Genomic DNA, 24,016 nt, shown 5'->3' on the forward strand with positions numbered 1-24,016 from the left:
ACAAGTGTAGGCACTGTCGGAAGTTTTATCCAGGCCTTGGTGAATAAGCTGAGACTGACCCAATAGAAAATCGTTCATTTACACTTTCAATTTCCACTAACACTATCTGGGAGGGACCCCATGCCCAACATAACATTAAAAGTCACCACCGCGTCTTTAGGGGTGTTGAGTTGCTTTGTAGCAAGTCAAAGCTTGGCTCAAGAGAGCCCAACGAATAACACTAACCTGGCCACCGTAGAGGTAACCGCGCCCCGTTTGGCGCGTGAGCTATATGATACGCCTGCGGCGGTTTCCACCATTGACCGCGAAGCCATTGCGCAAGGCCAGCAGCGCGCGCGATTGGATGAGTCGCTGGTGCGCGTGCCAGGGGTGTTCCTGCAGAACCGCGATAACTTCGCCCAGGGCCAGCGCATTTCCATCCGCGGTTTTGGTGCTCGCGCGCCGTTTGGCGTGCGCGGTATTACCGTGATGGTCGATGGTATTCCCTACACGCTGCCAGACGGTCAGGCGCAGTTAGATGCCATTGACCTGGACAGCGCTGAGCGTATTGAAGTCATCCGTGGGCCTTCTTCGGTGCTTTATGGCAATGCGGCGGGCGGGGTGATTGATATCACCACAGCGGATGGGCGCGATAACCCTGGTTCAAGCGTGCGTACCGAGGTGGGGAGCGATGGCTACCGTAAGGCGGTCGTGCAAACCGGTGGCGCCCAAGGGGATTGGTCGCACCATGTGAGCTTTTCAGCGCTTAATGTCGATGGCTATCGAGAGCAGAGCTCCACGGAAAAGTACCTGCTGAATGCCAAACTCCGCCGCGAGTTAGGCAGCGACCGTGCGTTAACCGCGATTATCAATTTGCTCGATAACCCCCGCTCTGAAGATCCTGGTGCTTTAAACGCTAGAGAAGTAGCCGCAGGGCGTGATCAAGCCGCGCCTAACTCGCTCGCCCTAGACGCTGGGCAGAATGTCGATCAACAGCTCCTCGGCTTACAGTACGAAGATTTGTCCGCAGGCCCTGGCGAGTTCTACTTAAAAGGCTTTATTTCCCAGCGCGATTTTGAGCAGCAGTTGCCTTACGTGGGTGACAGTCGCATCGGCTACCAGCGTGATTACCTGGGCGCGAGCGCCGAGTATCACCATGAGGTCAGCCTGGGCAGCTTACCGCTGAGCTATATCACCGGTGTGGATGTGGCTCGCCAAGACGACGAACGCTTTAGAAACGATGTCAATCCGCAGGGTGTTGTTGGTGAGCAGCTGGCGGAAGAGACCCAAACGGCAACCTCGGCTGGGGTGTTTGCTCAAGGTGATTTGGCTTTAACCGAGCAGGTCACGCTTTCGCTGGGTGCGCGCTTTGATCGGGTGGAGTTGGAAGTGGATGATCGCTATCAAAGCGATGGTGATCAAAGCGGCGAGCAAACCTTTAATGAGTGGAGCGGCTCGGCGGGGCTGAGCTACCGCTATCGCCCACAGCATCAGGCGTATATCAACACCGGCACCGCCTTTGAAACCCCAACGTTCTCAGAGTTTGCAAACCCAGCGGGCGGCGGTTTTAACCCGGCGGTTGAGCCACAAAAAGCGTGGAACCGCGAGGTGGGGTTGCGTGGCTATGTGGAGCCACTCGCAATGGACTATGACTTGGCACTGTTTTCAGTACGCGTGCGCGATGAGCTAGTCCCTTACGAAGAGGAAAATGGAGGGCGCACGCTCTACCAGAACGCGGGTGATACTGATCGTGACGGCATCGAACTGGCGCTCGGTTGGCAGTTAGCCGACCAGTGGCGGTTGGATAGTGCTCTGACGCTGGCGCGCTATGAGTTTGATCAATTTGCCACACCAACGGAAAGCTTTGGTGGCAACCGTATCCCCGGCTTACCTGAACAGACCTGGGTCAATCAGCTAACCTGGGAAGGAATTGATGAGCGCTTTGCGACCCTTGAAACCCAATACGTGGGTGACTTGGTGGCTGACAATGCCAATGAAGCCGAAGTCGATAGCTACTGGCTGGTCAATCTGCGGGTGGGAGATGGCTGGCAGTTGGGCAGCGATACGCAGCTAAATGCCTATGTGGGCGTGCGCAACCTATTGGATGAAGAGCATTATTCCAATGTGCGCTTGAACGGCACCTTTGGCCGCTTTTACGAGCCTGCGCCAGGACGCAGTGTTTATGGCGGGTTAGAAGTACGTTTCTAAACGCTACATGAAGAAAATAAAAACGGGCGGCCCATCATTTGGGTCGCCCGTTCTCGTTGGTGAGTCTACTAGGTCGATCGGTTACTCAGGCAGCGCGTAGCCAATCACATAGTCACCCATTTTGGTGCCAAAGGTGCCGTGCCCCCCCGCCGTGACGACCACGTACTGGCGACCATCTTCGCCGGTGTAGGTCATGGGTGTGGCTTGGCCACCTGCCGGTAGGCGCGCTTTATACACTTCCTCGCCAGTGGTGATGTCGTAGCCGCGCAGGTACTGATCTAGGGTGCCGCTCAAGAACGATACACCGCCCGCGGTGGTGAGCGGGCCGCCGAGCGCCGGAACGCCGACATTCAAACCAATCGGCAGATCGAACGGCATGCTGTCGCGTGTCGTGCCATTACGGTGCTTCCATACCACTTCTGCGCTTTGTAGATCGATACCGGCCACATCGCCCCAGGAAGGCGCTTGGCAGGGCAGCCCTAGCACGGAAAGCAGTGGGCCAAGCTCAACGGCATAGGGGGCGCCTGCATTAGGCTGCAAACCCTGCTCGCTAGCCGAGCCTTGTCCTTCTTCTACCTCTTCGCGAGGTATCAGCGTGGAAACAAATGCCAAGTATTTGGCACCAGTGAATAGCGCTTGGCGTTCAGGGTCAACGGCGACCCCACCCCAGTTCATGACCCCGACATTACCCGGATAAACAATACTGCCTTCCAGCGAAGGCGGCGTGTACTGTCCTTCATAACGCAACGAGTTGAACTGAATGCGGCACATCATTTGGTCAAACGGTGAGGCGCCCCACATATCGCGCTCGGTGAGCGGGGGAGGGAGCAGGTTTAGCGCTGAGCGTGGCTGTGTTTCCGCCGTCCAGTCGCCTTCAACGGCGCCTTGCGGAGCAGGTATCTCTTCGATGGGCACAATCGGCTCACCGGTTTCGCGGTTCAAGACGTAAAGACTGCCTTGCTTGGTTGGCTGAATCACCGCGGGCTGGGTACCTTCATCGGTGGCAAGGTCAATCAGCACCGGCTGCGCGGGTGTGTCCATATCCCACAGGTCGTGATGAACGAACTGGTAAACCCATTCAACTTGGCCATCTTCCAGGTTAAGTGCCACTAAACCTGCGCTATAGGTTTCATCGTTCTCAGTGCGGTCGGCGCCATACTGATCTGGTGTGGCGTTACCCATGGGCAGGTAAACCATGCCGAGTTCTTCATCTACGCTGATCGGCGCCCATACGTTAGGCGAGTTACGTGTGTAGGTTTCGCCATCCGCTAATGGTTCGGTGTCATCGGGGTTACCGCTATCCCAGTTCCACACCAACTCGCCGGTGTGCACGTCGAAGGCACGGATGACACCAGAAGGCTCATCAGTGGAGCTGTTGTCGGTAACGTGCCCGCCAAGAATAACCAGGTTTTCCGTTACTGTCGCAGGCGATGTGGAGTAGTAACCACCAGGGTCGAAGTCGCCAATATTGTTGGTCAAGTCGACTTCACCATTGTCGCCAAAGTTGGCGCATCGCTCACCGGTATCGGCATTCAGCGCAATTAAACGCGCATCTGCGGTAGGCAGGTAAAGCCTGCGTGGGCACATGACGTCGGTTTCGCTGAGCATGGGCTGCGTATCACTCTCATCTTCAACGCTAAACAGCAGTGACAAGAAAGAGAGGTCGAGGCTGAAAATATCACTGTTATCGAAGATGTCGAAAGAGAGCGCTGTGTCGCTGTTCGGTGCATCGTTGTTGCTAGCCGCGGTGTCTGTGGGCGCGCTGTTATCCGCTGATCCGTTGGCGTCTGGGGCCGCGGAGTAGTTAGCCGCATCATAGTAGGCGAGGCCGCGGCAGGTCATATGGGCCCAGAGCGAGAAATCCTCGGCACCCAGCGTGCTCACCTCTGGGTCAAACTCCCACAATGTTTCCCCTGTTTCAGGGGAGAGCGCCATCGCGCGGCTGTGCGAGGTACAAATATATAGACTGTCGTTTACTTTAAGCGGGGTGTTTTGATTGGTGATTTCGGACGGCGCGCTGGGCCCTGCCACATCACCGGTTTGAATGCGCCATACCTCTTCCAGTTCGCCGATGTTGTCAGGCGTAATCTGTTCAAGTGAGGAGTAGTGAGTGCCCGCATTGGTGCCGCCATAGGCAGGCCAGTCGTCTCCCGCTACTTGCGCGGGGTTAACGGCGTTGGCCTCTTCGCTGGCGTTGGAAATCGTCCCTTCGGTTCTGCCTGGGTCGCTTAACTGACTAGCAATAGCCACCAGAATGGCAGCAACAATGCTACCTACCAATGCCAAGCTGCCGCCTCGTGAATGTAACGGTTTACGCCACCAGGGAAGCAGTAAAATAATCCCGATTAGGCAGAGGATCGCAACGCGTGGCACCAACTGCCACCAGTCTAAGCCGACTTCCCATAACGCCCATACAAGCGTCGCAAACAAGATAAGCGCATACAGCCAGAGCGCTGCGCCCCGGCGCATTGCCAGTAAAACACCGCTGGCGATAACGCCTATGCCGGTAATTAAGTAATAAGCACTGCCGCCTACACTAAGCAGCTTGCCGCCGCCAATGGCCAAGGCAAGTCCCGCCGCCACTAGCAAAAGGCCAAGCAGTAATAGCGGCCATCTGCTGTGCGTACGTGAGTGTTCATCCATGAGGTAACCCCTATTTAACAACGAGTTAATGCCGCTTAGCAGTGGCTGCTAAGCGGCGATTCAGCAGTGTGCCCTAACCCATCAGCAAAGCCGATGGGTTAAAACACATCTCAATAGCTAATCGATTTTAATAATCAATTCGCTTTTGGTCTAATGATTTCTGGTAGGTAAGCATAAACAGTGATAAATAAAAAAGCCGCACTATCAACGTAGCGCGGCTTTCGGGGTGTGGGATAGGTAACTCCAGCAAGTTTAATCTAGCGCAACGATTAGCTGCCTAGTTTGACCAGCATCTTACCGGTATTGCCGCCTTCAAATAACGCCAAGAAAGCCTCTGGCATATTCTCTAAACCCTCTTTCACGGTTTCTTTATAAGCCAGTTTTCCAGCGGCGACTTGCGGGGCCACTTCGTTTAGGAAGTAGGGATAGCTTGACCAGTGATCCGCCACGATAAAGCCCTGCATTTTGGCTTTACGGATGACCAGTTGCGAAAGGTTGCTGGGGCCTGGAGTGGGCTCTGCGGCGTTGTAATCGTCGATCATACCGCACACTGCGATTCTGGCGCCTTCATTTAACTGGCTGAGGGCAGCTTCCAGGCAAATGCCACCCACATTTTCATAATACACATCAATACCGTTGGGGCTTGCGAGCTTAATGGCGTCGCTTAGTTCATGCGCATTGCGATCGCGATAGCTGACCGGTTCGACACCCAGTGATTCAAGCCAAGCGAGCTTATGAGCAGCACCCGCAATGCCCACTACATGACATCCTTTTGCTTTGGCTAACTGAACCGCCAACGAACCAACCGCACCGCTGGCCGCACTGACCAGAACGTTATCGCCCGGTTTGCACTCTGCAATCAAATTAAGACCGGTCCAGGCGGTCATGCCCGGCATGCCTAACACACCCAGGTAAGCCTGTTCAGGAACATCAAGGTCGGGTAATGGCGTCACCCCTTGGGCAGGCAGTTGGGCAATATCACGCCAGCCGCCCATGTGGCTGACGTTGTCACCTACTTTTAAGCTTGGATCATTGGACTCGATCACTTCACCAATGGCACCGCCTTCCATGGGTTTGCCGAGTTCAAAGGGGTCTACATAAGTGCGAACGCCATTCATGCGGCCCCGCATATAAGGATCCACAGAGAGCCAGCGATTACGAATTCGCACTTCTCCGTCGGCTAGCTCAGGCAGCGTTTGCGTCTCCAGTTTAAACAGAGAGCGATCGGGTAGGCCCTGGGGGTAATCAGTAAGCGTATAAAACTGTGACTGCATAAATGCCTCCTGCGAATAAATGGCGCCTTGAGCTATCTGTTTCAGCTACGCGCGTTGAACTCCTTGCAGCATAGAGACCATTAGCTTGCTTGCAAGTTCGCCATGCATGAGAAATCGGTAGGCGATAAAGCACCCCAAAAGAAACAGGGCGACCATTGCTGGTCGCCCTGTATGTATAGAGTGGCACTATTTATGAGTGGCACTATTTTAACGTTGACTGGTTTACTGTCGCATTAATTAGGCTAAGGGGTATCACACACCAACCAAGAATGTGTTATCCGTTAATCCAACAGCGTTACCATAACCGGTGCTGTACCGCGGCGTAGCATGCCAAGCTTCACTGCCGCGCGTTTGGATAAATCAATAATGCGCCCTTTAACGAAGGGGCCGCGGTCATTGATCAATACTTCTACCTCTTGCCCCGTGTCCGGGCGCGTCACCAACACCTTCGTGCCAAACGGCAAACTCGGGTGGGCGGCTGTCAGTGCCTGCTGGTCAAAGGGCTCTCCACTGGCTGTGGTGGCTCCTTGAAAGCGGTCACTGTAAAAGGAGGCGACGCCTTCCTGTGTATCTGTTTCGTGTGCGAAAGCACTATTGGCAGCGCTACCAGCTACTACCGCTGCCAAACAAATCGTTCGGATCAGTCGTTTTTGGGCTCCCATAGGAGTACCTCAGTTTTGCGTATTACGGATCCCGCATTCTTTGATGAGGTGCCGAGTAGGCCTTGCGATAGTACCCTTGTCGTTGCGGGTCAGCAAGCTTTGAGAAGATCGACGCAATTAGGTTCATTTTCAAGATTTTTTTAATCGCAGTGTTCGTGCCCTTGAGTTTCAGTGACTTATCAACGCAAGGGTTAAGTTAGTAAAAAATCAGATTTGTGCAATGCAGTATTTTTTATCAAACGCTCACTTTATTTCGCTAAGCATCTTATAATCACGTTTGCTTAATTTATTAATGATTGTCATTACAACTTAACAAGGGAACGTTCATGGCTAAATCGGCTTCGCTAGCGTTTGTGTTGGTGGCGTTGGGCGGCGCTGCCGTCGGTTTTCTGGCTGCTCAGGTTATTCCCTTGCAACTGCAAACTGCTGAGGATAAGCCCGCCAAGAGGCTCATGCTTGCAGAGCCTTTACGCGGGGAAATAACCTTGGCGAGCGAACTTAACGGGAACGATGGCAGCCGCTTTGTGCGCTATGCAATCTCGCTAGAAGAAGATGAAATCGTTGAAATCGCTCTTGATGGTGCCTTGGAAGGCGTTGTGGCCCTTTACGATGATCAGCTTCAGCTACTCGATAATGCACCCGTTGTGCGCCACCGTATCGAAGAAAGCGGTGACTATGTCGTGGTGGTAAGCGGGGCCGATGCCTATAGCTATGGCCCATTTACCATTGATAGCCGCAGCGTAGAGCTCACCGATGCCGACACGGTAATAATAGGCGAATCATTTGACAGCTGGTTGCAGGGCGATGCCGATGAAATAGCGCTAAACATAGAAGAGGCGGGTCTTTACCAGCTTGAAATGCGCTCTGATGATTTTGACCCCTATTTAGCCATAGAAGGACCCAACGGCTATACCCGTGAAGATGATGACAGCGCCGGTGATTTAGACGCCCGGATTGCCGATTTCTTTGAGCCCGGTGAATACACGTTGACCGCGCGCAGTGCTTATGACGATGGTAATGGGGTTTATACCCTTTTAGTGGCGCCTCACGAACTACCGGGCGATGGCGAGCTGCGCAACGATGGGTCACTCACTGCCGAAGGATCGCTAAGTGGTTGGTACAGCGGTGAACCACTGATCTATCAGTTGGAGCTGGCAGAGAGCTCGTTGGTTACCATAGAAATGCGCTCCGCTGATTTCGATACGTTGATTGAAATTAGTGGACAAGGCGTTGCAGCCAGCGACGACGACGGCGCAGGGGGCACCGATTCCCGTCTTCAAGAGCAATTGCTGCCTGGTACTTATACGGTAAGCGCAAGCGGTTTTAGCGCTACCGGTAGTGGTTTGTTCGAATTAAATATTGAAATGGAACCGACGGAAATTCCTCCTCAACTTTAATTACTACCTCACTTATCCCGGTAAATTTATTTAAACCAGCTAGGCTGAAAAGGCATTGCCAAAAGCACGCATTGTGTCTGCTTTAGCACTGTTTACTGTCATTCAATAATAGGCATGGATCGCTTATGAACCAACAAATCAAAACACGCCGTTCAGCACATTTAATGGTGGTTGACCCGCAAGGTCAGCTACTGCTTTTTCGCCATCATGATGAGCATCAAGCGCCTTTTTGGACCACTGTAGGCGGCGAATTGCTTGAGGGAGAGGATTACCCCAGCACGGCAATGCGCGAGCTGAAGGAAAAAACGGGGTTGACCTGCCCACTCGGCCCGCTATTGCGCGAACGAGATAATATTGACGCCGTGGGAGGCTCTCCGCCAGCCCGCTGGCTTGAACGCTACTTTCTGGTGCGCTGCCCGCCAATGGCTGAAATTACCACTGCCCATTGGAGCGATGAAGAACCTTCTACTATTCAGGCCAGTCACTGGTGGGCTCGGGAAGAGATGCGCGAGGCCGACCCCGCGCTTTTTAAACCCAGGTGGATACCTGAATTGCTGGATGACATTCTATCTAGCGAGCCAGCGATTAAAGTAGCCGAGGTGAATCTGTTTAAGTAAGCCTAGCGGCCAGCTTTAAGGCAGCCAACCACCACCAGCACTGCCGCTGTGGGTAAGCGCCAGTCGAGCACACTCATGCCTGCTAGAACCAGTAGCAGGGCGGCCAGAATCGGCACGCCATACGCTAAGCTGCCCACTAGGCTGGTGTGCCCCCAGCGCAGTGCTTTGTCCCAAGCCACCATGGCCACGCCGTAAGGGCCTAACCCCAGTGCAATGCCTGCTAGCAACGCTTCCCCGCTGGGTAAAGGGAGTTGTCCTTCAAGTAGCAGGCTAGCGGCCACGGCAATAGCACAAGCGATCAGCAGCAGTCGTGGCAGTAGCGGTGTCAACGCCACTGGGGCTGCCTGGCTGAGCCATGAATAAAACGCCCAACAGCAGGCAGCCAGCAGTGCTAATGCGTAGCCAGTGGTAGCGCCCCCTAATCCGCCGCTGATGGCTTGAGGAACCAGCAGTAACGCTGCGCCTGAAAACGCAATCAGCGCACCGACAACGCCTGCGATGCGCAGACGGCCAAAGCGGCTCCACTGACTAAGCAGCACAAAGAGCACGGGCCAGGTATAAGTAATCAGCGCCGCTTCAGCGGCGGGCGCTAGCCGCATACCTATAAAGTAAGTACTCACCGCGCCAAAAATAAGTAACGGAATGCCCACCCAGACACTTAACTGCCAAACCGCGCCGCTGGCAGCAACATTAACCCGGCGGCTCAGCGGCAGCGTTGCCATCGCCCCCGCAAGCAGTGTTACGGCGGTTAGCTGTAAAGGCGGTGTCGACTTGGCAAACTCTGACAGCAGCGGCGCGGCGCTCCAAAGCATCACGGCCACCAGTGCCGCACCAACACTGTACCAACGTGGAAAAAGGGCGGGGGAGTGAGCGCGATGCATCGGAAGTCTCCTTGATTTGAGCATGTGCCGAGCAGCATACTCATCATCAATGCATCACAATATCGATCTTTTATGATCATTTTAATCAAGAACGGTGATATATGCGCGCGCCCACCTTAGACCTAACCCTGCTTCGTACCCTGGTGGCAATTTCGGATACCGGCAGTGTGACCGCCGCCGCCAAACGCTTGGCTTACACGCAGTCTACGGTGAGTATGCAGCTGCAGAGGCTGGAGGCGCAGTTATCGCTAACACTGCACGAGCGGGAAGGGCGGCGAATACGCTTTACATCAGAAGGCGAGCGCCTACTTAATCATGCTCGGCGGCTGCTGGCGCTTAATGATGAAGCATGGAGTGATATGCAGGCGCGCCAAGTTACCGGTGACCTCACGTTAGGCATACCGGAAGATTACGCCTCGCTGCTGCCCTCGGTGTTTGCTTACTTTAATCAGCTCTATCCGGCGGTGGGACTCAAGGTGATCTGCGGTACCAGCGCCCATCTCGTAGAGCAGGTAAAAGCCAAAGAGCTTGATCTGGCACTGGTGACACGTCAACGCAACTCGCCAGGGGGCGATGTGATCCGTCGAGAGCCTTTGCTGTGGGCCGTTGGAATGTACCAGCAGCCGCTGCTAAGTGATCCACTGCCGTTAGCGCTTTATTCGCCGGGGGCTGACGTGTTTCGTGAAGTCGCCGAGCAGGCGCTGCAGTCGGCAGGGCGCAGTTGGCGTGTTGCCTATACCAGCCAATCAATGGCCGGGCTGGCGCCGATTGTGACCGCGGGGCTCGCGATAGTGGTGGTGACGCGCAGCATGCTGACGCCGGCGCTAAGGCCACTGGATGAGAGCAGTGGCCTGCCTGCGCTGCCAATGATCGAGCTGGCGCTTCACCGCGCACCCCACCGGCCCTCAGAGCCAGCGCGGCGCTTGGGTGAGTTAATACGTGAGCAATTAGCCGTGCCTGACTAGGCTATATAAACACCGATCGTAGCGATTCAACCGTTCCCAGCAGGCAGTAGAGGAAAAGCATTGGGTAAAAGTAACACTTAACGTTGAGGGCAGCGAAGTGCTTTAATCAGCGAAAGGGAACGTTACTGACTAGACTAAAAAGCAAATAAATTTGCTGTTAGGAGCACTACATGCACGAACTGGATCGTTATATCTACCCGCACCGGGTGCTGCACTGGCTAGTGGCGGGTGCCGTGTTACTCTCGTTGGCTAGCGGTTTGACGCTAGGCTTTCTGGGGTTTGAGCGCACCGTTGCGTTGGTAGGCAATACGCTCACGAACTTGCTGTATACCAGTCATAAAACACTCGGCGTGTTGATATTACTGCTGATGACGCTGCGTATTATCACCCGACTGGCATTCGTAGTGCCTGACCACGAGCCCCCGTTAAATGCATTCGAGCGTATCGTCAGCACCAGCGTGCACCATCTACTCTACTTAGCGCTTATTATTATGCCGCTATTGGGCTGGGCCGCCACTGCTAGCGGCGGCTTTCCAGTAGAGTTTTTCCACTGGCATTTGCCCGGTTTACTTGCTGAGCGTGAGCAGCTCTCTGAACAACTTTTCATGTGGCATGGGCGGTTAGGCTGGATCATTTTAGGCTTAGTGGTATTACACGTTGCTGGCGCAATATTCCATTGGAAAATCAAGCGTGACAACGTTATGAAGCGCATGAGCCTGTTTGACTAGAATTAAGAACTCGCCGAGCCGTAGCGATAGTAAGCGGCGGCTTGGCTTGATTTAACTGCATACATATTGCTATCAGCTTCACTCAGCAAGCTTTCAAGCGTGGCATCCTCTGCGCCGTGACAGGTGCTTACCCCAATACTGACGCTAACACTGACTTGCTCACCGCCGGGAAGGTTGATCGGCGAACAGATGGCTTGGTCAATACGCGCCAGAATAGGCGCTAACGTATCGCCGGTGCCTATATTCTCCATGATAATAATGAACTCATCGCCTCCATACCGGGCACAGTGATCATTGGTGCGCGCTAAGTGGACGATGCGTTTGGCTATTTGCTGTAAAACAAAGTCGCCTGCTTCATGGCCATAATTATCATTAATAGGCTTAAAGCGATCCAGGTCGAGCATTAATAGCGCCAAACGATGACCATGCTGACGATTACGCTGTAGCGCACCTTCGGCAGAACGCATCAGTCCATGGCGATTCAGCAGGCTAGTGAGTACATCATGATTGGCCAAATGCTCCAATGCTTTGGTGCGGGCAGCGACTCTTCGTTCCAATAGGGTTTCCTGTTTCTTGAGTGCTGCCAACATCGCGCTTTGAGTTCTCTCTTTTTGCCGTTTAAGTTTATTGAAGCGCGATGCTAAGGCAAACGAGAGCAATAACATTTCCAGCGCTGAGCCAATTTGAATACCGTGCAGAGTAATAAAGTTGGCTGGAAGTAGGCTCAGGTTACGCAGCGCAAAGACACCCGTACCTAGTAAAAATAGTGACCAAGCAAATACAAACAGCCGAGCACTGGGTACGCGTTGTAAACTACAGTAGCTGCCGCATAGCAGAAGCAGTAAAGCTGCCATAAAGCCCGTCACATCCATGAGGTGAAGTGCCGAGGGAGTGGGTAATAACAGTGTGGCAATCACTGTCAACCAGCAGTAACTGCGAAAGGTACTCAATACGTTGTGCCAGCGGGGACAATAGATCTTCGTGTTAAGAAAACTTTGCGCAAACAGTGTGGCCATGGTGGAAGCGAAGGTAAAACCGAGTGCCACGAGACGAGCCGTGTTGTCACCCAGAAAGCTCCAAAACATCAGTGTGCCGATGCCGTTAAAGGTCAGAATAGCGAGAGCAAAGCCGCCGACAAAGAGCGAATAGTGAAGAAAAACCCGTTCCTTTAAGCCAAAAAATAGCAATAAGTTATATAAACCCATTGCCAGCAGCATGCCGAAGTAGGTAGCCAGCCAAAAATTATGGCGATCGTTTTGGGTATAAAACGCCTCGGGCGTTATTAGCTTGTAGTTGAGCATTTTGCTGCCTGAGGCAGCCACATGGGTATACAGAGTTACTTGCTCATGGGCAGCAAGCTCCAGTGAAAAAACCGCCTGACGATGGGCTAGGGCGCGCTGTTCAACCGGGACTGCACTACCGCTGCGCTGCGCCTCAATGCCTTGTTGGCGCAGTGTGTAAAGTGTGACGTAATCCAAGAATGGGTACTCAAACTGTACCATCCAGCGCTGGGTTTCCGGCGAGTCATTACGCACTTGTGTTCTAAGCCACACATCATGACGGGTATAGCCGAAGTTTAAATTTTCTTCGTGATGGGAGTGCTTAAAATTAGGCGGGTGAGAGAGTAAGTTATTAAGCGTGATTGATTTATCAGTTGCATGCCAAAATTCACTGTAAGGAGCAAGCGAGTAGCTCGCCTGGTTTGGCGCTGCTGATAAGAGGGTATTTGCATGTGCCCAAGGTATCCAACATCCAGCCAACAGCAACAGTAGGCCGATATAAACACCTGCCTTTAAACGTCGAACATGCATATCACATCGCTTTTTTTAGTTTTTATTCCGCTCTTTGTTCCCTGGGTTCCCTTACCCATACCAGGGGCCGCCCATCGTTATATTATAGCGCTTAGGTAAACGTGCAATTTACTCGCCGTTTGGCACTAATGCAGCAGGAGAAAATATCATCACCAAATTTTTCTGTGCTGTTTGATGGGCACTTTCAGTGTAGACAAGTTTGTAAAATTAACTGTTTAAAACTTCCATACTTAATAAAAGATATGACCTAAATGTTGGGTAAGTCGTTGAATTAATTCTCCGCTGTGACGCCAAAAATGCCAGTAGAGCGGCACCGATAAAGAGTGGCCTGGCGCCACGCTGACCAGTTGACCACTTTGCATTAATTCTCTCGTCTGTAATTGCGGCATCATGCCATAGCCAATCCCTGCCGCGGCTAAACGAACAAAGCCCTCCGAAGAGGGGCAGAGGTGATAAGGAAAGTGGCTGTGGAAACCAAACAGCGCCATAAACCGATGCTGCAACTGATCGTGGGGGCCGAAAACGATGGCTGGTGCACGCTGAAAGTTCTCTGTTGTCGGGCCATCTGAAAAATAGCGCTCAACGTAAGCGGGTGTCGCCAACGGGTGATAGCGCATTTCTCCCAGCGCTACGCAACGCGCACCCGCAATCGGTTGCGGTGTGGCGCATAGGCAGGCCGCTACATCTCCATCGCGCAACCGCTTGAGTCCGACATCTTGATCTTCAATCACAAGGTCCAGTAACACGCCTTCTTGTTGACAAATAGTGGCAACAGCCTCGGCCCACCAGGTGACTAGGCTGTCCGCATTAATCGCAATACGCAGGCGCGGCGCCTGATCATCTAAGGTGGGTAGTGAGCCACGCAGGTCACGCTCTAATAGCTGTACCTGCTGGTAGTGGGTTAACAGCCGCTGGCCAGCAGGGGTTGGAGCTAAATGCGGGTGCCGAACCAACACTGGCTGACCAAGGCGAATTTCTAGTGCTTTTATACGTTGGGACACGGCAGATTGTGACAGTCCCAATTCATCCCCCGCGCGCTCAAAGCCGCCGCACTCCACCACGGTCGCCAAAGCATGAAGTAATTTGTAATCGAGCATGACGGTTTCCCACGGTAGCACTAAGTGACATAAGGCAAAAAATGGCGATAAAACGGTGTAGCGCTTTTTATTTAGATTCAAATAGGATTGAATCTCATAAGCTAATGAATTACATTTCAGGCAGGGCTAGAGCATCAGAATCCTCACGGGTTGCCTAGCACTTTATGTGAGTAGTTTCTGTAATGCCACAGCCTAAAGGACACCGTAATGCCCGCCATCATGCTCCGTCGCCCTCTTGCTGGCATCGTTGCGCTTAGCGCGCTGATGCCTTTTGCCCCAGTTGCTATCGACACCGCTGCTGCCGACACCGTTAGCGCTGACGCCGTGGTTAATCACTACGCCGATTTGGCGCATGCCAATTACGCCGATGCACTGAAGGCTGCCCAAGCATTGAACGAGCGTATCGACGAATTGCTCGCCAATCCCACGGCTGAAACACTGAGCGCAGCCAAGCAAGCCTGGCTGCAGGCGCGGGTGCCTTATCAGCAGAGCGAAGTGTTTCGTTTCGGTAATGCGGTGGTGGACGACTGGGAAGGGCAGCTCAACGCCTGGCCTCTGGACGAAGGCATGATCGATTATGTCGAAGGCGACGACTACCAGCATGAACTGGGTAACGAGGGCGCCACCGCCAATATTATTGCCAACGAGCAAATCACTGTCGGCGGCGAAACTCTGGACGTTAGCGATATTACCCCGGAACTCCTTGCTGACCTGAACGAAATAGGCGGCTCGGAGGCCAACGTCGCCAGCGGCTATCACGCCATCGAGTTTCTGCTCTGGGGGCAGGATCTGCATGGCTTTGAGGCAGGCAACGGCGAACGACCGGTAAGCGATTACCAAATCGGCGACGAGTGCACTCATGGCTACTGCGATCGCCGCGGTAGCTACCTGGATGCGGTGTCCGACCTGCTCGTTGACGACCTTGAGTGGATGGTGGCCCAGTGGGCGCCGGAAACTGAGGGTAACTACCGCCAGGAGTTGCTTGCCGAAAGCGATCAGGAGGGCCTGCGCCGTATGCTGTTCGGCATGGGTTCGCTCTCTCTGGGCGAGCTGGCGGGTGAGCGATTAAAGGTCGCCCTTGAAGCCAACTCTTTTGAGGATGAGCACGACTGCTTCAGCGATAATACCCACAACTCCCACTACTACAACGGCCAGGGTATCCAGAATATCTACACCGGCAGCTATCAGCGCCTTGATGGCAGTGTGGTAGAGGGACCTTCGCTGCAAGACCTGTTATCTCAGCAAAATGCTGAGCTGGCCGATACACTCCATGAGCAGCTAGAAGCCACGATGGCGCGGCTTGATGCTATCAAGGAGGCGGCTGAAGCGGAAAGCTCGCCGATGGCCTTCGATATGATGATCGCCCCGGGTAACGAGCGGGGCAGTGAACTGATCAACGAGGCGATCCTTACCCTAGTGGCGCAAACAGGGTCTATCGAACAGGCCGCAGGCGATCTGGGCGTGGCCTCCCTGCAGCCTGATGATGCCGGTCACCGGTTCTAGGCTGGACTAGCGTCTACCATGAGCCGCCGATAGTGTTGCTATCGAGCGGCTCTGTTGGTTTTTGTCGAATGGCTCGTATTCAGTATCATCCCTCGCAAGGTATCACCATGTACCGCTTACTCCGGTTTATTGTCTTAGCCAAGTGGGTGCCCAGCACATTAGCCCACAGCAGTTTATTACTGTTCTTGCTGGCCACGCCCCTGCAGGGAGCCGAATCACTTATCCAGGATTACCCCATTCAGTTGCCGCCTATACAGACCTCGCCCATGAGTGGCGGCGATGGCTCGGTAGAGCAGTTTGACCATAACGCCTATTCATTGCCGCTGAGTAATATGTCGATGACCAAGCGGCTGGATTTCAGCGTTGGCAACAGCTTCTTTCGCAACCCTTGGGTGGCGGCGCCCGCCAGCACCGAGGCCCGGGATGGCCTGGGGCCACTGCTCAATACCAATAGCTGCCAGGGTTGCCACCTTAAAGATGGTCGGGGGCACCCACCCTCGGGCGACGAAAACCCCATCGCGCTGTTTTTGCGCCTCTCGCTACCCGCTAGCCAAGCGGATCCAGAAACACTGGAACAGCGGGGGGCACTTCCGGTACCTAACTACGGTTTGCAGCTACAAACCGCTGCGATTAGTGGTGCTAAGCCCGAAGCCAAACTAGTGATTGAGTATCGCCCTCGGGAAGTGAGCTTCACCGATGGCTCCAGCGTCACCTTGCAAGAGCCGATCTACTCGATTGCCGAGCCCGCCTACGGAGAGCTGCCCGAGTTGCTGCAAACCTCACCGCGGCTGGCGCCGCCCATGATCGGCTTGGGCCTGCTTGAAGCGATCCCCGAAGTCGACCTGCTGGCGGCTGCCGACCCTGACGACACCGATGGTGACGGTATTTCCGGTCGTGCCAACCGCGTGTGGGATGCGCGCAGTGGCACTACGGTTATGGGGCGCTTTGGCTGGAAAGCGGGCGAGCCCAGCATCGAGCAACAAGGCCTGCACGCTTTCGCTGGGGATATGGGGTTGACCTCCAGCTTGGTGCCACATACCGATTGTATGGAGAGCCAGGGTTGCGATGCTTTTCCCAACGGTGGCACGCCTGAAGTCAGCGATGACGTGGCCGACTTCGTTACCTTTTACGCCTCTAGCCTTGCGGTACCGATGCGCCGCGATATGGATGATCCAGCAGTGAAGCAGGGCGCTGAGAGATTTAACGCGCTGGGCTGCGCGAGCTGCCATACGCCGCGCCATCGCACCGACGCGAACGCCGCCCGTCCAGCGCTGGCTGGACAGGAAATATGGCCCTATAGTGATCTGCTGCTTCATGACCTGGGGGACGCCCTGGCCGATCACCGCAGCGAGTTCCAGGCCGATGGCCGCGAATGGCGCACGCCGCCCCTATGGGGTATCGGCTTGGCGCAAACGGTGAACCCTCGGGCTGGCTTTCTCCACGATGGTCGCGCTCGTACCCTGGAAGAGGCAATACTTTGGCACGGTGGCGAGGCAGAAAGCGCTACCCAGGGCTATCGTGCATTGCCCACCGACCAGCGAGCGGAACTTATCCGTTTTCTTGAGTCTCTGTAAGTTTTTGTTGTTAAGGAGTTAATGTGATCGTTTCCCTTCGCCGACTGAGTTTGTTGGCCTGTACATTACTGGCCGCGCCGCTCTCCTTTGGCACGGACACTCCCACGCCCCGGGAAATGTGGCATGGCGCGGTGGAATTGCAGTATGCCGAATTGAACACTGCCTCTGAGCGTTTGGAAACCACTGCCGCGCGCTTTTGTCAGGGCTCTGATGAGGCGCTCAGGCTGCGCCTGGAAAATGACTGGCTGAGCGCCTATCAAGCCTGGCAGGCGGTGCGCTTTATCCAGTTTGGTCCCATTGAGCAGAACAGCCGAGGCTGGCAGCTGCAGTTCTGGCCGGATCGTAAAAATCTGGTGGGCAGTAAGGTGCGCGGCTGGCTGGAGGCAGCCAAAGCCCCGGATGCTCAGGATATCGCCAGTGACAGCGTGGCGGTCCAAGGCTTTCCCGCCCTTGAATACTTGCTTTATGACGACGCCATGGACGCACAGGTCCTGAGCGCCCCTGGAGCCTGCTCGCTGATGCAGGCCATCACCACGCATCTTGCGGATACCACGAGCGCGCTGCATCGCGACTGGCAGGCCTTTGGCGAGCACTATCTTAATACTGCCGACTACACGGAGGCCACGCTGGCGAGCGCCATCCAAGCCCTTGAAATACTCGAAGATAAACGGCTCGGTGAGCCCATGGGCCTCAAAGGCGCACCTGCCAACGGCTACTTAGCCGAAACGTGGCGTAGCGGACAAACGGTTCGTTTGGTAGAGAGTAGCCTGGAAGGCCTGCGTACCGGCTTTTTGCCGGGCCTTACCGCGCTGTTGCGCGAGGCCGGTGCGCTGCCGCTTGCCGAGGCGTTTCGTGATCAGTTGGATAAGACACTCGTTCAGGCCAGCGAGCTGCCGCCGGGCTTGGTGCCTTCCCTTGAAGACGAAGAGGCGTTTCGTGGTCTGCAGTCGCTCTACCTCGACATCAGCCAGCTACGCCATCTGCTGGGTAACGAGATTGCTGGTGAGCTGGGGTTGGTGCGCGGCTTTAACTCTAGCGATGGGGATTGAACTATGCATAGACGACAGGTACTCAAAGTCGGGTTGGGCAGCTTCGCCATGGCGCTGACCCCGCTGAGCTGGGCGCTGCCCGCACGAGAGGAAGCCGCTTGGTTGTTTAGCGCGGTGGATGACCCCAGCGGTGCGCATTGCATCGCCGGGGTAGCGCTGGATGGTCAGACCCGCTTTATGATCGAAGTGCCCGAGCGCTGCCACGGCGGCTGTTTACGGCCCGATTCCCGCCAGGCGGTATTGTTTGCACGCCGTCCTGGTACACGGATGCATGTGATCGATGGCGACAGCCGTCAGTTAGCTCACACCATTGCAGCCGGTGAGGGCCACCACTTCTATGGTCATGGCGTGTTCGATCTAAGCGGACGCTACCTTTATGTCACCGCCAATCGTTTGGAGGATAGTGAGGGGCTCGTACGCGTTTACGATGCCGCCAACGACTACACCCATGTGCGCGATATGCCGCTGGACGGTATTGGCCCCCATGAGCTTAGATTGATGCCGGATGGTGACACCCTGGTGATCGGTTTGGGGGGCATTCAGACGCACCCTGACTACGGTCGGGTAAAGCTTAACCTAGACACCATGGCACCGGCGCTGATTCTGCTGGATCGCCACAGCGGTGATGTCCTGGCCCGTCACAAACCTTCCCATCACCAGCTAAGCTGCCGTCATCTTGATGTGGCGGCGGACGGCACGGTGATCGCCGGTTATCAGTTCGAAGGCCCCGAGTGGGAAACCCACCCACTGATCTGCCGACTGGATGCCCAGGGACACTTTTCTGAACTGTCGCTGGCCGATGAAGTCACCGCCAGTCTGAAGCACTACACTGCCAGCGTGGCGTTTAGCCGTGTGTCTGGCAATGTTCTGGTGACTGCCCCTCGCGGAAACCGGGTGCTGCTGCTGGATGCCGCGCAAGGCAAACTTGTTGCCAGCTTCGCATTATCCGACGCCGCTGGCGCCCGGTGCGATGGCAACGGCGGCTTTCTGGTTTCCTCCGGCCAAGGCGGGCTCTACCGTGTTACGCCTGACTTAGCGATGCCCGAGCTTCTCGCCAGCCTGGAACTGCGCTGGGATAACCATCTGACATGATTTTCAGAAAAGCGGCTTGGGATAGCATTCCGCACCAGTGACCGGTTGCCACATAATCCTCCAATGTTAATGACTCCTTCTTGGTGAGCGGCGCTGCTGTTAGACTTCAGCGCTCTTTACAGGAAGGCAAGGAGTCCCATGGAACTGCTGCGCTTAGTATTTCATCACTACCGCTGGCCTTTTTTAGGCGCCATTGCTTTGAGCCTATTGAGCGCTGGCTTAGGGGTCGGGGTGATTGCTTTTATCAACCAGCGGCTTATTGAGGTAGGCAGCATGGCGGCGCTGCCGCAATTTCTAGGCCTGCTGGCGGTGCTGCTGGCAGTCACGCTAAGTACGCAATTGGCGCTGACGGTACTGGGGCACCACTTTGTGTTTGACCTGCGCTCGCGACTGGTGAAGCGGATTCTCGACACCGATATTGAGCGCTTGGAGCAGCTGGGCAACGCCACCTTGCTTGCTAGCCTGTCCAGCGATGTGCGCAACATCACCATTGGTTTTGTGCGCCTTCCGGAGCTGATTCAGGGCGTGGTGCTTACACTTGCCTCGGTGGCCTATTTGGCCTGGCTCTCGCCGCAAATGGTGGTGATTACCGTTGTGTGGATCGCGTTCACCATGGGCGTGGGCTGGGTGCTGGTGTCGCGGGTGTATCGCCACTTTCGCCTGGTGCGTGAAAGTGAAGACAGTCTCTATAAAGATTTCCAGGCGGCCATTGAAGGGCGCAAAGAGCTGGCGCTGAACCGCGACCGTGCTCGGCGCTTTTATGATGAGCGTTATACCGCCAATGCCCGCGACTACCGTCACCACATTATCCGCGCTGATACCTACCACTTAAGCGCTAACAACTGGTCTAACATTATGATGTTGGGCGCCATCGGGGTGGTGTTTTTCCTCTCTAATGGATTGGGCTGGGCGAGTACCACGGTGGCTTCCACCTTTGCGTTGACGCTGCTGTTTCTGCGTACGCCGCTGATTCAGGCGGTGGGCGCTTGGCCAACGCTGATCAGTGCCCAAGTGGCTTTTGATAAATTGAGCAGTCTGGAGCTAGCCGAGTACCAATCAAGCTTTGCCGTCGACGATACGCTGGCTGATTGGCAGCGTCTGGAGCTGGAGGAAGTCACTTATCACTACCCGGACACTGCCCAGGGCGAGGGCTTCCAGGTGGGGCCTCTCAATATGACCCTTGCGCGCGGTGAGCAGGTGTTTTTGATCGGCGGCAACGGCAGCGGTAAGTCGACCCTGGCAAGGCTACTCTCTGGGTTATACCGCCCCCAAAGCGGCACCATTAAGATTGATGGGCAGGTGGTCACTGCTGCTCAGTGGGAAGCGTTCCGTGCTCGCTTTGCCAGCGTGTTTACCGATTTCCATCAGTTTGATCAGACCATGGGCCCTGAAGGGCTACCTGCTGACCCGCAGGTCGTTGATACTTGGCTTGAGAGACTGCAGATGCAGCACAAACTGCAGTGGGAGGGTGATCGCGTTATCAACACGCAGCTCTCACAAGGGCAGCGTAAGCGCCTGGCACTTCTGCTGGCGATTGCCGAAAAGCGCGATATCTTGCTCCTCGACGAGTGGGCGGCGGATCAAGACCCGCAGTTCCGACGGCTGTTCTACCGCGAGCTATTACCGCACTTAAAAGCGATGGGTAAAACCGTGTTCGCCATCAGCCATGACGACAGTTACTTTGTGCATGCTGACCGCTTGCTGGAAATGTCAAAGGGGCAATTAAGCGAGCTGAAGGGCGAAGAGCGCGCGAGAGCAAGCGAGGATGCGGTAACGCAAATTAATCTGTAAAGACGATCATTTAGCGACTTGCTTGGCATGCTTGCGCGCTTGTAGGTCGCAACCTTCTAGTGGACAGTTGCCGCAGGTATCGAACTCGTCCAGTAAATAGCGCAGGCAGCAGAGCTTGCGCACCCGCTTAACTTCCTCGCTACCCTTGGGCGTAAAGTGCCGCACTGGCTGAAACAGCGGGTTACGTTTGCCGTTGGGTAGGTTGCGCGCTTCCAGCAACGCCTTGGCGGCCTCAAACGCCTGCCGATTAGCAAGCGGATGCTCGCCTAGTGCGTTGACGTAAAAGTCCAGGTAGCCACCGGCATTGCTCCAGAACACCCGCTGTGCAGCGCCGGAGATAGCTGCTAATTGCTCAATCAACGGTGCCCAGTGCTGCTCAATCAGGGTAGCAAAACGCTCAAACGGATCTTGAGTGGATATCGGCGTACCTTCGTGGGGCAACCACAGCCGAGAGGTGGCACCCTTATCGTTAAAGATAACCTGCATGTCGTCCAGCCCCACCGGCAGGTCACGGTTAAGCAGCAGGTTGGCTGTGAGTGTGGGAACGGTTAGTGCGCTTAAGTGCCATTTCGACCAGATCGATACCACTGCCCGCTGGTCTCCGCCTGGGTATTGTTCAGCGAAGCGGGAGAGGTCCTCTTTGAGCCAACCGGCATCCCGCCAACGAGCTGTTTTGAACGCTTCCAGCGGTGGCGTTCCACCTATTAACGGCGGCGTAAAGTTCGCCAACGGCTCGGTGTAGCAGGCGGCCAATGAAGGCTCGAACAGTTGCGGCTGACGCAGAGCAGAGGGCATCGCGAGGCTCCATCACAGGGATTTAGCGCAGGGTTTTGAAACAGCACACAGGGGAAATACGGTATCCAGCTTAATCGATAATGCGTATCAGTTGAAGCGTTTGGTTGCGAATGAGTGCTTTTAAAAGCCTTTGGCCTCGGAGAATAACGTTATTGAGCCACGGCGATATTGTGCTCTCCGTTGGGATGCTTCATGACCTGCATCGGTAGGCCATAAATCGCCTCTAAGGTGCTGCAGCTCATCAAATCACCTGGGCTGCCATGGGCCAGTAAGCGACCGCTGTGCAGTGCCATCAGTTCGTCACAGTAGCGCGAAGCCATGTTGATATCGTGCAGTACAATAATCACCCCAAGGTTTAGCTCATCGCACAGCTTACGGATTAGCGCCAGTACTTCGATTTGGTGGGCGATATCCAGCGCCGCTAGCGGCTCGTCCAGCAGCAGGAATCGGCTGCCCTGGGCGAGTAGCATCGCCAACCATACCCTTTGACGTTCACCACCAGAGAGTGTGTCGACCAAGCGGTCGGCAAAGGCCTCTGTGTGGGTCAGGGCAATGGCGCGATCAATGGCATCTTTGTCTTTCTGGGTGTGGCGGCCCAGCAACCCGTGCCATGGGTAGCGGCCAAAGGCGACTAGCTCGCGTCCGGTAAGATTTTCTGCACTCGGTAAATGCTGGGGCAGGTAAGCCACCTGACGGGCGAACTCACGATTTCCCCAGTCACTCAGTGGGCGCTGATCAAAGTGAATTTCCCCCTGGCTTACCGGCTGTTGCTGGGCCATGAGCTTGATCAGCGTCGACTTGCCCGAGCCGTTATGGCCAATCAGGCCGTAAACCTTGCCCTCATGAAAGCTGTGATCAATGGGATTTAGAATCTGCTTACCATTGATTTCAAAGGTGGCACCTTTGACCTCGAACATGAATGACTCCTGGCGATAGGGTTGATGATAATGCCTCCATTCTAGTGCTAATGGTTCTCATTTTTAACAAAAAAATGAAAAGATTTACGTGATAGAGGGCAAACGCGCTTGGGGAAAGCAGGCAAGGGGTAGGCCTCAGGCGGTTAGCCTCTGCTTGATTGGCTAACCGATGCGATTAGAGATGATGCTGATCGTTCATCAGCAAGACGCTAAACACGCTAGCAGTTGGCTATGTTGTTCGGGGTGTGCCGCAAGTAAACTGTTCCATTGAGCAGGGTTCGGCTCGCCAGTGAGATCCGTGACGGTGTAGCCAGCCTCTCGGGCAATCACAATACCGGCGGCGATATCCCAAAAGTCCAGCTTAGCGCCTTGAGACCAAAACGCATCAAACCGGCCCAGGCTGGTGTAGGCGATCTCCAACGCCGCTGAGCCCGGGCTGCGGATACCCGCCACCTGGGGCATTAGCACGTCGAGTTGATTTATGGCCGTCGTGCAGTCGCCTTTAGCGTGGTAGGGCAGGCAGGTGCTTACCAGCATCTCGTTCAGTGGGCGCGGTTCAGGCGTCGTGAGCGGCGTGTCGTTGAGGAAGACGCCGGAGCCAAGGCTGGCCCAAAGCATTTCATCAAGCAGCGGTTGATAGACAACGCCGATGATCAGCTCATCGCGTTTAGTAACTGCGATGGAGACCGAGAAGTGAGGCACCCCATGCAGAAAGTTGCTGGTGCCATCGAGAGGGTCAATGATGACGGTATAGTCACTATCGGTGGGCGTAAGCCCGCTCTCTTCACCTAGGAAAGCGATATCGGGAAAAGCGCTGTTGATACAGTCGATAATGATGTTCTCGGCGGCTGTATCGTAGTAGCTGACAAAGTCTGACGCCCCCTTTTGCTCAAAGGCAATTCTTCCCTTTAGCGAATATCCCTCGCGTAATAGCGCACCCGCCTCGTATGCCGCCTGCTTCACCGTTTCGAGTAGGTCATTACTGCTATCGAGCATTGTATTTCCCCTGGGCATTCATCGTGTATTAGTGAAT

General features: G+C 55.0%; 19 protein-coding genes. 10 read left to right on the top strand and 9 right to left on the bottom strand.

The window, feature by feature from the left end; genetic code table 11:
* The first annotated feature begins 120 nt into the window (after positions 1-120).
* Positions 121-2,187 (top strand): TonB-dependent receptor, encoded by a 2,067-nt coding sequence (locus tag Q3Y66_RS04340; protein ID WP_008957769.1) that lies wholly within the window; start codon positions 121-123, stop codon positions 2,185-2,187.
* A gap of 81 nt (positions 2,188-2,268) precedes the next feature.
* On the opposite strand, the gene Q3Y66_RS04345 is transcribed toward Q3Y66_RS04340, so the two are convergent.
* The 3 genes from Q3Y66_RS04345 to Q3Y66_RS04355 all read right to left on the bottom strand — a co-directional run bounded on the left by Q3Y66_RS04345 (position 2,269) and on the right by Q3Y66_RS04355 (position 6,766).
* Positions 2,269-4,830, bottom strand: a complete 2,562-nt coding sequence (locus Q3Y66_RS04345) for a glucose/quinate/shikimate family membrane-bound PQQ-dependent dehydrogenase (protein ID WP_008957768.1) — start codon at positions 4,828-4,830, stop codon at positions 2,269-2,271.
* Between the two features lie 269 nt (positions 4,831-5,099).
* A complete protein-coding gene (locus Q3Y66_RS04350) occupies positions 5,100-6,104 on the bottom strand; it encodes an NADP-dependent oxidoreductase (RefSeq protein WP_008957767.1) in 1,005 nt (334 codons plus the stop codon).
* Between the two features lie 281 nt (positions 6,105-6,385).
* Complete coding sequence (locus tag Q3Y66_RS04355) at positions 6,386-6,766, bottom strand: septal ring lytic transglycosylase RlpA family protein (RefSeq protein WP_008957765.1); 381 nt, start codon at positions 6,764-6,766, stop codon at positions 6,386-6,388.
* Between the two features lie 326 nt (positions 6,767-7,092).
* Between Q3Y66_RS04355 and Q3Y66_RS04360 the strand changes: the two genes are divergently transcribed.
* Positions 7,093-8,163, top strand: a complete 1,071-nt coding sequence (locus Q3Y66_RS04360; protein WP_008957764.1) for a hypothetical protein — start codon at positions 7,093-7,095, stop codon at positions 8,161-8,163.
* 125 nt (positions 8,164-8,288) lie between these two features.
* Positions 8,289-8,780, top strand: a complete 492-nt coding sequence (locus Q3Y66_RS04365) for an NUDIX hydrolase (protein ID WP_008957763.1) — start codon at positions 8,289-8,291, stop codon at positions 8,778-8,780.
* Positions 8,781-8,782: 2 nt separating this feature from the next.
* Here Q3Y66_RS04365 and Q3Y66_RS04370 read toward each other — a convergent pair whose 3' ends face one another.
* Positions 8,783-9,661 (bottom strand): DMT family transporter, encoded by an 879-nt coding sequence (locus Q3Y66_RS04370; RefSeq protein WP_008957762.1) that lies wholly within the window; start codon positions 9,659-9,661, stop codon positions 8,783-8,785.
* A gap of 101 nt (positions 9,662-9,762) precedes the next feature.
* On the opposite strand from Q3Y66_RS04370, the gene Q3Y66_RS04375 reads away from it, so the two are divergent.
* Both Q3Y66_RS04375 and Q3Y66_RS04380 read left to right on the top strand, forming a co-directional pair.
* Entirely contained in the window at positions 9,763-10,626 is an 864-nt protein-coding gene (locus Q3Y66_RS04375; protein WP_008957761.1) for a LysR substrate-binding domain-containing protein, read from the top strand.
* A gap of 170 nt (positions 10,627-10,796) precedes the next feature.
* Positions 10,797-11,354: a cytochrome b gene (locus Q3Y66_RS04380; RefSeq protein ID WP_008957760.1), complete on the top strand. Its 558-nt coding sequence runs from the start codon at positions 10,797-10,799 to the stop codon at positions 11,352-11,354.
* Between the two features lie 2 nt (positions 11,355-11,356).
* Here Q3Y66_RS04380 and Q3Y66_RS04385 read toward each other — a convergent pair whose 3' ends face one another.
* Together Q3Y66_RS04385 and Q3Y66_RS04390 are read right to left on the bottom strand one after the other, a co-directional pair.
* Positions 11,357-13,165 (bottom strand): diguanylate cyclase, encoded by a 1,809-nt coding sequence (locus Q3Y66_RS04385; RefSeq protein ID WP_008957759.1) that lies wholly within the window; start codon positions 13,163-13,165, stop codon positions 11,357-11,359.
* Positions 13,166-13,395: 230 nt separating this feature from the next.
* Entirely contained in the window at positions 13,396-14,262 is an 867-nt protein-coding gene (locus Q3Y66_RS04390) for a LysR family transcriptional regulator ArgP (RefSeq protein ID WP_008957758.1), read from the bottom strand.
* A gap of 207 nt (positions 14,263-14,469) precedes the next feature.
* On the opposite strand from Q3Y66_RS04390, the gene Q3Y66_RS04395 reads away from it, so the two are divergent.
* The 5 genes from Q3Y66_RS04395 (at position 14,470) to Q3Y66_RS04415 (ending at position 21,271) form a co-directional block, all read left to right on the top strand.
* Positions 14,470-15,765, top strand: coding sequence for an imelysin family protein (locus Q3Y66_RS04395; protein ID WP_008957757.1), 1,296 nt, complete (start codon positions 14,470-14,472; stop codon positions 15,763-15,765).
* Between the two features lie 107 nt (positions 15,766-15,872).
* Positions 15,873-17,339, top strand: coding sequence for a di-heme oxidoredictase family protein (locus Q3Y66_RS04400; RefSeq protein WP_008957756.1), 1,467 nt, complete (start codon positions 15,873-15,875; stop codon positions 17,337-17,339).
* Between the two features lie 23 nt (positions 17,340-17,362).
* Positions 17,363-18,388, top strand: coding sequence for an imelysin family protein (locus Q3Y66_RS04405; protein WP_008957755.1), 1,026 nt, complete (start codon positions 17,363-17,365; stop codon positions 18,386-18,388).
* A gap of 3 nt (positions 18,389-18,391) precedes the next feature.
* On the top strand, positions 18,392-19,480 hold the full coding sequence (locus tag Q3Y66_RS04410; protein ID WP_008957754.1) for a DUF1513 domain-containing protein: 1,089 nt from the start codon (positions 18,392-18,394) through the stop codon (positions 19,478-19,480).
* A gap of 138 nt (positions 19,481-19,618) precedes the next feature.
* On the top strand, positions 19,619-21,271 hold the full coding sequence (locus Q3Y66_RS04415) for a multidrug ABC transporter permease/ATP-binding protein (protein WP_008957753.1): 1,653 nt from the start codon (positions 19,619-19,621) through the stop codon (positions 21,269-21,271).
* A gap of 6 nt (positions 21,272-21,277) precedes the next feature.
* Here Q3Y66_RS04415 and fhuF read toward each other — a convergent pair whose 3' ends face one another.
* From fhuF to Q3Y66_RS04430, 3 genes are all read right to left on the bottom strand, one after another.
* Positions 21,278-22,066: a siderophore-iron reductase FhuF gene (gene fhuF / locus Q3Y66_RS04420; RefSeq protein ID WP_008957752.1), complete on the bottom strand. Its 789-nt coding sequence runs from the start codon at positions 22,064-22,066 to the stop codon at positions 21,278-21,280.
* Positions 22,067-22,215: 149 nt separating this feature from the next.
* Entirely contained in the window at positions 22,216-22,983 is a 768-nt protein-coding gene (locus tag Q3Y66_RS04425) for an ABC transporter ATP-binding protein (protein WP_008957751.1), read from the bottom strand.
* Positions 22,984-23,181: 198 nt separating this feature from the next.
* Entirely contained in the window at positions 23,182-23,979 is a 798-nt protein-coding gene (locus Q3Y66_RS04430; RefSeq protein ID WP_008957750.1) for an inositol monophosphatase family protein, read from the bottom strand.
* Between the last annotated feature and the right edge of the window lie 37 nt (positions 23,980-24,016).

Source organism: Halomonas sp. HAL1, from assembly GCF_030544485.1.
Classification (GTDB): Bacteria; Pseudomonadota; Gammaproteobacteria; order Pseudomonadales; family Halomonadaceae; genus Vreelandella; species Vreelandella arctica.